The sequence below is a fragment of the Streptomyces sp. NPDC060194 genome, from assembly GCF_042728285.1.
Taxonomy (GTDB): domain Bacteria; phylum Actinomycetota; class Actinomycetes; order Streptomycetales; family Streptomycetaceae; genus Streptomyces.
Window position 1 is genome coordinate 21,527 of record NZ_JBHWZH010000067.1, and the last position, 10,734, is coordinate 32,260.

Sequence of the window (10,734 nt, forward strand, 5' to 3'; positions counted from 1 at the left end):
ATACGGTAGACGAGCCAGTCGCGGCCCCATGGCCGGCCTGATGAAATCCGCATCCATGCAACGCGGGTTCGGCGGCGCTACTCCTCCGGTTCGTCTGGCACAGCCGCCGCGCCCCGGCGCGATCGGACCGCAGCGCAGACGATCGCTGAACTCGCTTCAGCCGCGTCGTGCTCCCAGAACCGGAGGACGAGCCACCCCGCTTCCTCGAGCCGCGCATCCGTATCCCTGTCGCGCTGCACGTTCCTCCCGATCTTCTCCCGCCAGTAGTCGGGGTTCGTCTTCGGCGGCACGAAGTGCTCCGGGCACCCGTGCCAGAAGCAGCCGTCGACGAAGACGGCAACGCGGGTCGGACGGAAGACGAGGTCGGCGGTGCGGCGCATCTTCGGGAGCGGCTTGGCGGCTACCCGGTAGCGGAGGCCAGCCGCGTGGACGAGGGAGCGCAGCGCGCGTTCGGGGGAAGTGTCCCGGCTCCGATTCCCCAGCATGCTGCGGCGATTCGCAGCAGAGGACGCCCAGGACCCGTCCGGTGGAGACCATCCGCCAGCGGCTGGCTCAGGAGGCAGCTTGTTCATCAGTTCCCAAGTATGTCCGACGCGGCTCGAACCCGCGGAGCTCTGAACCAGGCGACACCCGCGCTCCGAGCCCTGTGGAAGACTGCCGCCATGCTGCGCGAACCGACTGAACTGGAGATCGGCGAGGACGGCCGACTCGAGCTCCCGATGGGAATCCTTGTCGAAGCCGGCCTGAACCCTGGAGCCCGCATCGTCGCGTACAGCGTCGGCGACGGCAGGATCGTCCTCCGCAGGGCAGACGACGCGATGACCGAGCTGATGACCACAGGCTCCCTGACCTGACGCCCAGAATCAGCGGTCTGGGTCCCCCTAAAGATGGCCCGGTCGGCTGACTACATGTAGTGGGCGTAGCGGGTGGCGACAGGGCAGAAGCGCAGAACGGATTTGCCCTGGTTGGCCGTGCGCAAGGTGACGGTGAGGCGCCCGTCAGGGCAGGTCTGGTTCCAGTTCATCTCGGTCAGGGCGAGGACTTCGGCTGCCGGCCGCGCCCTCCTGCACCACTACGGGCGCTGACCCCATGACTCCTCGCGCTCGTCCCAGTGTCGCTTTCGGGGAGAGGCCAGCCACCGCCGACGAGCGCGAGGTCGCAACACCCAGCCGGGCCGACCACCAAGAGGTATGCCTTCCCCCGAAGCGGGCAGCCCGTCGTGGACCCGGTCGTCGACTAGAACGACGGGCGCCGCAGCAGACCCGGACGTCAGGTAGCCGCAAGCGCGGCGGCAGCAGCAGCGATCTTGGCGGCGACGGCGTCGAGCGACGATTCCTTCGTGCTCAGCCCGGAGTGCGACGCGAGCATAGGGCTGACGTCGTAGAGCTCGTCGAAGGTCACCCCGTGCGTCACGGGCACGACGCGGTTGGTGCCGAGCAGGACGGCGAGCTCCTTCTCGGCGATCCCCTCGTTCTTGATGCTCTCGAGGAGGGCTGGTGTGACCAGCACGATGCCGATCCGGGAGTTACGAAGCCCCTTGTCGATCTCCCGCATCTGCAACGAGCCCAGCGGGATGTCTTCCTCGCTGAACCACACCGTCGCACCGCTCGTCTTCAGGTGACCGTAGAGCTCCTTCGCACTGCCCTCGCGGTCGTTCCAGGCGTGGCAGAGGAAAAGGTCACGCTTGTGCGGGTAATCCCGTGCCTGCACCTCAGCCTTGTCGGCGTAGGCCTCGACCGCCCGCCACTCGGTCGGGGTGTACAACACCGTCCTGCCGGACCTGGTGCGCCGTGAGATGCCGCCGCCATACGACCCGCCGGACGACCGACCGCCACCGCCGCCACCGCCGTAAGCGGGTCCGGACGAATACGACGGGGTGTGCGACCTCCGTCCCCAGCTGCTGCACGCTGGGCAGTTCGCGGCCCCACTCGCGGTGCGGTGGCCTCGGGAGGGTGCTGTGCATTGCGCCATGCGCCCATGGTAAAGCGAACCTCTGACACAGGGTCGTGGTTTGTTGAACGGCCGGCAGCAGCACGTTCAATGCCGTCGTCGGCGCGGTTCGTCGATGGTGCGACGCGCGCTCGTTGCCCAACGCGGAAGGACGCCGGATGACGGGTCCCACGCTCGAACCAATCACCGCCGTGCAAGCCGCCGTGTGCAACATGATGAAGACGACGCTCGGCCCCGACGGATCGACGTAGGCACCAGCCCGATCATCGAGCGCTACCGCGTGCGGTTACCGCTCGACATGAGGTGCGCTCTCGCCTTTGGCTCGTCGGGCGGCCTTGCCATCTGCTGGGAGCCTTCGCACGCACCGGCGGCCCTGTTGCGGAGTGTGAGTGGCTGCGGTGGGCCGACTGCAGAGGCGGAGCTGCACGTCAAGCCGCCGGGTGGCTCGGAGACGCTGAGGGGCGAGGGTTTCCTCAGCCTCGGCGGAGGTTCCAGAGCGTACGTACGGCGGCGGACGAAGTGGTGTGGCGATCGCCTAACCGACGCCCGCGCGAGCCGGATCGAGAGGGATGCAGCCGGATGGAAACGGGTGGCTATGTCCGTTGTTTCGGCATCGCCGCAGGTGAGACGCATCACCCGATTAGGTTCGAGTCCCACCCGCCCCACGTCAAATCCCCAGGCAGAAACGTTCTGACCTGGGGAGACGTGTTTGGGAGCGCTCTTTCCGTTAGGTGATCGCCTCGCAGTGGTGAGGTCACCGCGCATCCTTGCGTACCGAAGTGGGGTCTCAGGCATCTCTGACCTGGTGCTTTGCCGTCAAGGTTCCGTGGGAGCGCTGTGGAGTGGTCCCACGGCTGCAACGCGGGGCTGGGCGGCCCTGCTGTGTGAGGAAGGAAGAGCTCTCGACGGGTGCCGACGCCCCTCGTGCGGGCGCGACTGCGTGGCATACTTCGAGTATGGCGACTCGGAAGATCACGATCACGGTGCCGGACGAGCTAATCGAATCGATCAAGGGGCGGGTCGACGCTCGCGGGGTGTCGGCCTACATCGCGGCAGCCGCGGCGCATCAGGACGCGATGGACCGGCTCCGGGAGCTGGCCGACCGCCTGGAGGACGAGTACGGCTCGGTCACGGCCGAGGAGGAGCGAGCGGCGCTGGAGCGCATCGCGGGCATCGACCACTGGCATGACAAGAAGCGTGCGCCCGGCGCCGCGGCATGAGCCGTACGAAGCGTGCCGGCGTTTCGTCGGCGCGTCGGCGCGCCTTCGTCCTCGACTCTCAGGCGCTGTCCCTGACCGTCCAGGGTGACCGCCAGATGGCCGCCCTGATCAAGGCGGCGCCACGCCTCGACATCGCTGTCGTCACCAGCGCGCTCACCACGCTGGAGGCGTGGAATCCCCGAGAGGGTGCGCGCCAAGGGCTGTGGGACTGGGCGTTGTCCCGGATCGATGTGGAGCACACCGACGACCGGGTGATCTCCCTGGCCCGCGAGATGATGAAAACTGCAGGGCTGCACGGGCACAAGTACGCCATTGACGCTGTGCTTGCTGCCGTGGCCGTCCGTACCGCGGAGCGCGGCTTCGAGGTCACCGTCTTCACCTCTGATGTCGACGACATGGGCAAGTTCCTGGCAGATCGGGCCATTCGGGTGGAGAGGGTCTGACGATACGACCCGGACCCCGAAGGTCGGTTCACCGATGCTTCTCGGGGGCGATCCGCCGCGGCCACCGAGGGGCCGGCCGCCCTTGGTCAGCGCGGCCGGCCGCCGATGTGGTCGTCGGAAGCGGGTTCGAACGTGGGCTCGAGGTTGTACCGCGCGATCCCGAAGGGCTTGAGGTCAGTATCGGCGAGTACGCGGTAGAGGAACTCGGAGGTGGAAATGTCGTACCGGTGCCATGGTCCTGCGTCGTGGGAGCGCACAAGGATCGGGTAGGTGCCCGGCTGCTCGGCATCGATCAGCCAGAAGTACTCATCGGCCCACTCGGTGGAGCCCCACCCGACCAGCCCCTTGCCGCCGGGCGCGTAGATCGCGTAGGGGTCGACGACGGAGACGTCTCCGTACCTGCCGTCCCGGTCGACTGCCAGGTCGACCCGCCACTGTGCCAGGAGGTCGAACACGATGCCCTCGTCGCGCCCCACGAAGGAGAGGCAGTCGCTGAAGGTGCCGCCGCCGAACGCCTCGCAGAGCTCCTTGTAGTCCGCAGGCAGCGGGACTCCGAGCTCTGCCTCGATCTCCGCCCAGTCGACGGAGATCCCGCAGGGCTCCCACTCGGTCAGTTCGATGACACGCTGCACCCAGTTGCAAGAATCCTTGGGCACCATGCTTCCTCCCTTCCTTCCTTCCGACGTGCCTCGACCTCTCGCCGCACAGAGCAGGATCGGCATCCGCCCGACTCCGCTGCCGTCGGCGGATTCCGAGGGCGCGGGACATCGACGAGCGACGCCCGGACCGGAGCGGGCCTACGTCAGACGCGGGTGGTGTGCCGGTCCAGCAGGGCCCGCAGGCGGTCGAGGCCGTCAGCCGAGCTCAGACCGTGCTTCGGCAGGACCTCGACGCACAGGATGCCGGGATCTCGGCTGAGGAGGACGAAGTGGCCCCGTGTCTCCCGGTAGCCCCGGAAGACCGACCACTTCTGGATGAGGGTGCTGTGCGTGCCGCTGGTGGTGATCCCGGCTGAGGTCACTGTGGTGCGGTATTCCCCCTGCCATCCGGCAAGCTTCTGTACGTGAGCGGCCTGCAGTCGCGGATAGCCGCCCACGACCGCGATGACGAAGAAGAACACGACGGTCGAGACCGCGTCGATGCTGCCACGGTTGACAGTCCCCAGCAGCCACTGGCCCACCCACAGCACGAGGAACACGCACCGCAGCAGCAGCCCCCATCGCTTGATCCGTTGACGGACCCGCAGGCCGGCCAGGGTGTCGCTGGGCTGCGGTAGATACACCAGAGACACCGAATCGTCCGCGATCTCGGCGGCGAACTCAGCTTCTGCGTCTGTTTCACGACCCTCGGTCATGGCCTCTCCCCGGAATGACAACTGGCGGATCTTAGCGTCCCCTGGCCATGCGCCGTGCTGCCGACCGGCGTGCTGCACGAGGCACCACCGACGGAACGCGTCGACTCCGGTGGCTGAGGGCGTGTGGCACGGAGGTGACTTCCGTGCGTTGCCCGGGCGTCGCCAGCGCCAGGACGAGCGTCGAGGCCGAGGTGACAAATTATGTCCGGGGTTTGTGGTCGGACAGTCGGCTACTCGCTGGTTGCGTAGTTCATGAACCAGTGGGTGTCGAAGTAACGGGCCATCGTGTACGGGTGGTGGGGGTCGGTGAGGATGCGGCACACGAACTCCGCGGTCCGGCAGCCGAATGTGGTGTCGTCGCCGTCGAAGGAGCGGACGACGACGGGCCATCGGTCGGGATCGTCGCCGTCGAGCCTCCAGCAGTACTGGTCTTCGTGCTCGGTCCCGGCCCACGCGAGCAGACCGTCATCCTTGAGGTGGATCCATGGTTCCTGGTGGAGGCTCAGAAACGCGTCGAAGGCACCCTCACCGAACGTCTCGACCATGCGCTTGTAGTCACTCGGCAGCCTGCTGCCCAACCGCGCCTCCAGACCCGCCCAGTCCACGTCAGGCCGCTCAGCGGGATACGTCCAGCCGGTGATCCGTGTGAGCTGATCCACCCAATCGACGTCCTCGTCCGGAGACAGCGCCGGGGCGTCCGGCACCTCCCGGTGAGTGACGGCGAAGACCGCCCGCTCGGACCCCTCATCGCCCCGCGCCGTACCCGTTCCAACCCACTGACTGCCGTACGCCCAGGCTCGAATCGTCACAGCCCGGCCCTCGAAGAGGTGGAGGAGGGCCGCCCCCTTGGAGTCGTCCACCGCCGGATCGACGACGCCGCCGTCCAGGAGGAGGGTGTCGAGCAGGTCGGTGAACTCCTGTGGGTCGATGTCACCGGGCAGGTACAGGTAGCCGTCCCCCGAGCCGAGTTCGGCCAGCAGACCGTTGACGGTCATCTGCGTGAGTTCCATGGCGGACAGTGAAGCGCACGGCACTGACAACAGGCTCCGGGAAGGCTCCGGGGCCGCTTCAGGTGACGTCTGTTACCGGTTCGCCGTCGTAGCAGGGCAGGTGGTGATCGGAACGTATGTGGTGCCCCCGACGTCAGGCCGGAGGGGGTTGCGTTGGAGCGACGGAAGGTGATGGGGATCGGGGCAGGGCCGGCGGTCCTGCCCGTCTGGTGGGGCCTGCGGCAGGCGGTGAACGGGGCCGACGAGGACTGGCGCACCGAGACCGAACCGCTGGAACGGGCGTTCCCGGTGCCGGGCCCGCTCCACGCGGCCACGTGGGTGAGCAGCCGGGGCGACGAGCGGTGCCTGGCGTCCCCGGAGCTGGTGATCTCGGGCTTCGCCCGGTTGGCGCCAGGGAAGCTTGCCGGGCTGACCGCGGCCTAAGCCTTCGTCTCTGGGGGACCTGCCGAGGACTTCTCCTCGTGGTTCGAGGAGCCGCCACAGGGCCAGGGGCCGGAAGACCCGCACTGGATCCGGTCGGACCAGCTCGACCGCATGGCAGCGGTGACTCCACCCATCTTTGGTTCGACCGTCGCAGCGACGCCGTCCGCTTCTGGACCCTCGACCCGTATGGCCAGAAGGATCCGTCCGACGGCCTGCACTCCGCCTGAGGACGAGCTCTCTCGGACTCTCCATGGGCGGGCAGGCGAGTTCGATATACGGTGTGTGCTCCGGGGCGGCCAAGTGATCGTCCCCAGCCGGCGATCACGGAAGGTGGGGTGCACCGTGCGGGGGTTGAGGAAGCTCTACACGACGTTCAGGAACACGCACCACGCGCCCGAGGACGACACGTTCGCCACGGCAACGCCCTGCACCTGCACGCCGCATTGGCCGTCCTTGGAGACGGCCGCCAACGGGTACCTGGTTCGCGCACTGCCCTCGTCGCACAACAGCATTCTCACGAATCCGGAGGTCGGGACGTTCGTCGCCCGCTGCACCGCATGCTCTGCACGCTTCCCGGAACCGTGGGTCATCGACACCGGTGATCAGATGCCCTATGCGTGGGCGCGCGGGACCGATTGACGCGACGAGCCGAAGTCGTGGCTCATCGAGGCCGGAGACACCCGCGCGACGCGGGGGTTCTCACTGGGGCGCGGACCTGTAAGCTCCGCGCCCGTGGACGATATCCGGCAGGCAACCATCACCTTCGGCGGAGTCCTGACGCGGGAGGAGTTCGACGATGCCATCGCAGCAACCGGATGGTACCGACGCCTGCGCCGGCTCGTTCTCGTGGCCGCGGTCGTGATGGCGGCGATGAGCCTGAAGCCCGCCGCTGACGGCGACCCGATCAACGCGGGACTGCTGATGCTCGCCCTTGTCTACGGTGCGATCGCCGTGTTCCTTCCCCCCATGTTCGCTGGCCGCATGTTCCGTGCCGACCAGGCCACGGGGGAGAAGCAGGCCGTCATCGACGACACCGGCTGCGTCATCTCCCGGGGTTCCGAGGAACTCATGCGGGTGCCGTGGCGCACCATGTCCCGCTACCACGAGACGGAGCTGGTCTTCGTGGTGACTGGCCGCCTCGGCTGGAAGCGCGGTCTGTTGATCGTGCCCAAGCGGCTACTTATCACGACCGGTAGTGTCGAACTGGTGGGCGCCCTGCTGGAAGCCACGGTCCGCCGTTCAACGAGCAAGCGGACACATGGCCGTTGAGGCCTGCGCGCCACGGCGGGTTGCGGATCATCGGCGTCGAGGCGTCGAGTTCGGGGCGCTGCGGCGGCGCTCGCGGTCGCGGGCCGTGCGGCGTGAGCTCGTCAGCCAGGCCAATTTGTGACCTCCCGCACGATCGGGTGGCACCCGAGCGACAAACCGCGATCGGTAGGGGAACCATGCAGGGTATGACTGCCGACCTGGTGACCTGGCTGCACGAACAGATCGACGCCGACGAAGAAGCCGCCGCACTCCAGCCACCCGCGTCATGGCTTCCCGAAGGGCTGGCCCCGGACAACTCGCTTGCCTCCCTCTACTCACCGGCCCGCACCATCGCCATGCGCCGCGACCTGCTCGCCGCCTGGCGCGACCCGCAACACGCCGGTATCCAGGGCCAGGACAGCCAGAGCATCGAATGGTCGCTGCGCGTTCTCGCAGCAACCGCGTACGCCGATCGCCCGGGATACCGCGAACAGTGGGCCCCTGCCGACGATGAGTCGCCCTGACGCCGTCGACGCCGGCAGTTGACCCCGATCAGTCGATCACGCCGTCACCGGTTGCAGCGCCGGGGGCAGGAACCCGATCCGTACGTCAGGTGGCAGTCATCAACTCGCCTATCACCGATAAAGGTTGGGTGCTCGCGCGAACGCCCGGCGCCGGCGCGTTTCGGCAGCGGAGCGGTGCATGTGCCAGGCGTTCGCCTGGCCGTCAGTCCCTGCCGCGGACGATCGTCGTCTGTTCGAGCGCCTTCTCCTCCTGCTCCCGCTCCTGGCCGTGCTCCTGCCCGTCCCCCGGCGGGTCGGAGGCGACGGCCGGCTCGTGGATGCGCACCGGATCACCGTTCAGGTGCAGGTGACGTATCCGGCCATCACTGCTCTCTCCGCCACGGTGTCCGCCTTCTTCCTCGATCGGCTCCCGCCCAGCCCCTCGCGGGGCGGGCAGCTGTCCATGCGGGTACTCGTTTCGGCGGCGCACCAACCGACCCTGCCCGAGGAGACGGCCGAACGCCGTTATCGGGGAGTGGAGTTCGGTATCCGAGCCGCAGGGGCGAAGTCGTTGCTGACCGCCATGGGGTAACCGATGGGCGGCAGTTCGAGGTCCGAGGAAGCCGCGTCGGTGGCTGCACCTGAGGGGTGGGGACGGGCGCATCGGCCTGGGACTACTACACGCCGTATCAGGAGGACCTTGACGCAGCGTTGCAGCGGCTGCGGGAGCAGGGGTTCCGCTCGGGGGAGTACCACTGGGTGCGCGAAGGCGACCGGTGCCCCGCGCAGGATCGTCGTCCGCGCCCGGGGACCCTGGACGGACTGTGGGCCGACGAGTGGACGCAGCACTGCGGCACCCACTCCGTCCTCGACGTCTTCCACGTGCAGCCGGTGGACAGCGAGGAGGAGCCCAAGCCCTTCGCGGTACAACCGCTCACCGCCGAGGAGGCCGCGGGGATGAGCGGGACCGGCGGGGAACGTCTGACCCGCGTGCACGTCCCCGCGATCCAGGACCTCGCCCGCCACACCTGGTTCGGGCGCTGCGCGGTACTCCACACGACGACCAGGGCACACCTCGGGAGATCTACTTCTGGGGATGGTTCGGAGACTGACTCCCCCCCCGCGGGGTCAGTCGGTCGGGGACCAGGTCTCCCAGACCGAGTCGAGACGTCCGTAGGCGTCGTCGTACCAGGCGTCGGTCATCAGCGGGATGATGATCGTAGCGTTGGCAGACTGGCGACGGCTGGTGGGACTGAGTTGGCAGCGTGATACCTGCTCCCCGAACGCACGGGCCCCTGCCGACGCGGAGAGCGGTCGTGGCCCTGGTGCACCAGCGGATCAGCACGGGGGCACTTCCAAGTCGATTGTCGGCAAGCCCCAGGGTTCCAGGGTCCCGTTGCTGTACTCCGCCAGGAACTGGACTGCACCGCCGCCGTAGTGCCACCACGCCCCGCTGCGAGAAGCAACCGTGACGATCCAGTCCTGTGGAGATCGTCCGGTCGTGGTCCACATGAACTTGTCGCTGTCGCACGACTCACCCCAGGGCAGCAGCCCACCAGGGGCGGGGTAGGCCGGCAATCCGATGCCTGGTTCCAACCAGGCGTCGGCAAGTACTTCAAGAGTGTCGCGGGTGGCCTGAAGACTGCGGTCCTCTTCGCCCGGCTCAGGAAGACGAACCAGAAGGAAGTCTGCGATGGCGAAGGTCGGGTACCACTCCGCGAGGTGCTTGTAGTCGGAGGGAAGTCCTGTGCCCAGGTTCTCCTCGAACCCGGCCCAGGCGATCTCGGCCCGCGTCCGCCGCCGGAGGCCGGTCAACCCGGGGACGGCGCGCTCCAGCAGTGCAAGAGACTCTTCCGGATTGGTCATTCGGCGCGGCGGCGTCTGTGTGCCGATCAGATCGTCATCCATGAGCCGCAGCGTGCCACACGCATCCGACGTCCCTACCGGGCCCCAGGACTCCTCATGAGGCGGCCTCACGGTGCAAAGGTGGGCGAAGTCAGGGAATCGTGGTGTCGACGTGGAGGCGCCCCGGTGACCGCTTCCCGTGCCGGCGGGCTGGATTCTTCTCGCTACGAATGCGGTGCAGCGAACGCTGCACCGCTTCCACCGGAGGAGGATCCAGCGGGGCCCAGCAGCATGAAAACCGGTCGATAAGTCCGGTTCATCAAGAAGACCGCAGGTGAGACGCCTCACTCGGATTGGTTCGAGTCCCACCCGCCCCACGTCCGCAGGTCAGGAGAATCGTTCTGACCTGCGTGGACTGATTAAAACGAGGCGCGTTGGCGGCCTCTGTCGTCGCGATGTGGCGACCTGCGAGGCGTTCGGCGGGCGCGTGGCCATAGGTGTGACGACGGGTGGTTTCCCGGCCCCCAAGGGACGTCGGTGTCGGTGGACGATCGCCGGGTCCGACACGGGCCGAGCCCGCGCGCTGTTGTCACATGTCGGGGTGGGTGCGGAACCAGTGGACCACCTCGTCGGCGTGGGTGTCCGGGGGGGTGCCCCTATGGGTTTGGTCAAGGAAATCCGGGTGCGTTTGTGTTCGGGCTGAGGTCAGCATTGCCTAGTGTCTGAGGTGCTGTGGGA

The 10,734-nt window shown here is 67.7% G+C and carries 14 protein-coding genes; 7 read left to right on the plus strand and 7 right to left on the minus strand.

The features are described from left to right. Positions 1-77 precede the first annotated feature (77 nt). Positions 78-572, minus strand: a complete 495-nt coding sequence (locus tag ACFWEG_RS16670) for a very short patch repair endonuclease (protein WP_387215328.1) — start codon at positions 570-572, stop codon at positions 78-80. Between the two features lie 90 nt (positions 573-662). On the opposite strand from ACFWEG_RS16670, the gene ACFWEG_RS16675 reads away from it, so the two are divergent. Further along, positions 663-854: a hypothetical protein gene (locus ACFWEG_RS16675; RefSeq protein WP_387215331.1), complete on the plus strand. Its 192-nt coding sequence runs from the start codon at positions 663-665 to the stop codon at positions 852-854. Positions 855-1,269: 415 nt separating this feature from the next. Here ACFWEG_RS16675 and ACFWEG_RS16680 read toward each other — a convergent pair whose 3' ends face one another. Next, on the minus strand, positions 1,270-1,767 hold the full coding sequence (locus tag ACFWEG_RS16680; protein WP_387215334.1) for a toll/interleukin-1 receptor domain-containing protein: 498 nt from the start codon (positions 1,765-1,767) through the stop codon (positions 1,270-1,272). Between the two features lie 1,139 nt (positions 1,768-2,906). On the opposite strand from ACFWEG_RS16680, the gene ACFWEG_RS16685 reads away from it, so the two are divergent. Further along, a complete protein-coding gene (locus ACFWEG_RS16685) occupies positions 2,907-3,170 on the plus strand; it encodes a hypothetical protein (RefSeq protein ID WP_387215337.1) in 264 nt (87 codons plus the stop codon). Continuing rightward, positions 3,167-3,613, plus strand: coding sequence for a hypothetical protein (locus ACFWEG_RS16690; RefSeq protein WP_387215340.1), 447 nt, complete (start codon positions 3,167-3,169; stop codon positions 3,611-3,613). The genes ACFWEG_RS16685 and ACFWEG_RS16690 overlap by 4 nt, the downstream gene beginning before the upstream one ends. Positions 3,614-3,699: 86 nt before the next feature. Here the strand turns inward: ACFWEG_RS16690 and ACFWEG_RS16695 are convergent, their stop codons facing one another. The 3 genes from ACFWEG_RS16695 to ACFWEG_RS16705 form a co-directional block, all read right to left on the minus strand. Next, positions 3,700-4,245 carry an SMI1/KNR4 family protein gene (locus ACFWEG_RS16695; RefSeq protein ID WP_387215343.1) on the minus strand — a complete coding sequence of 182 codons (546 nt, stop codon included), beginning with the start codon at positions 4,243-4,245 and terminating at the stop codon, positions 3,700-3,702. A 170-nt stretch (positions 4,246-4,415) separates the two neighbouring features. Then, on the minus strand, positions 4,416-4,967 hold the full coding sequence (locus tag ACFWEG_RS16700; protein ID WP_387215346.1) for a YcxB family protein: 552 nt from the start codon (positions 4,965-4,967) through the stop codon (positions 4,416-4,418). Between the two features lie 230 nt (positions 4,968-5,197). Next, the gene (locus tag ACFWEG_RS16705) at positions 5,198-5,977 is read right to left on the minus strand and encodes a hypothetical protein (RefSeq protein ID WP_387215349.1); all 780 of its coding nucleotides are present in this window, start codon (positions 5,975-5,977) and stop codon (positions 5,198-5,200) included. Positions 5,978-6,130: 153 nt separating this feature from the next. On the opposite strand from ACFWEG_RS16705, the gene ACFWEG_RS16710 reads away from it, so the two are divergent. From ACFWEG_RS16710 to ACFWEG_RS16725, 4 genes are all read left to right on the plus strand, one after another. After that, on the plus strand, positions 6,131-6,400 hold the full coding sequence (locus tag ACFWEG_RS16710; protein WP_387215352.1) for a hypothetical protein: 270 nt from the start codon (positions 6,131-6,133) through the stop codon (positions 6,398-6,400). 351 nt (positions 6,401-6,751) lie between these two features. After that, entirely contained in the window at positions 6,752-7,039 is a 288-nt protein-coding gene (locus ACFWEG_RS16715) for a hypothetical protein (RefSeq protein ID WP_387215355.1), read from the plus strand. Between the two features lie 93 nt (positions 7,040-7,132). Further along, a complete protein-coding gene (locus ACFWEG_RS16720; protein WP_387215358.1) occupies positions 7,133-7,669 on the plus strand; it encodes a hypothetical protein in 537 nt (178 codons plus the stop codon). A 185-nt stretch (positions 7,670-7,854) separates the two neighbouring features. After that, positions 7,855-8,172: a DUF6221 family protein gene (locus tag ACFWEG_RS16725; RefSeq protein ID WP_387215361.1), complete on the plus strand. Its 318-nt coding sequence runs from the start codon at positions 7,855-7,857 to the stop codon at positions 8,170-8,172. Positions 8,173-8,374: 202 nt separating this feature from the next. On the opposite strand, the gene ACFWEG_RS16730 is transcribed toward ACFWEG_RS16725, so the two are convergent. Further along, positions 8,375-8,497, minus strand: a complete 123-nt coding sequence (locus ACFWEG_RS16730; protein WP_387215364.1) for a hypothetical protein — start codon at positions 8,495-8,497, stop codon at positions 8,375-8,377. A 992-nt stretch (positions 8,498-9,489) separates the two neighbouring features. After that, the gene (locus tag ACFWEG_RS16735) at positions 9,490-10,059 is read right to left on the minus strand and encodes an SMI1/KNR4 family protein (protein ID WP_387215367.1); all 570 of its coding nucleotides are present in this window, start codon (positions 10,057-10,059) and stop codon (positions 9,490-9,492) included. Positions 10,060-10,734: the final 675 nt, after the last annotated feature.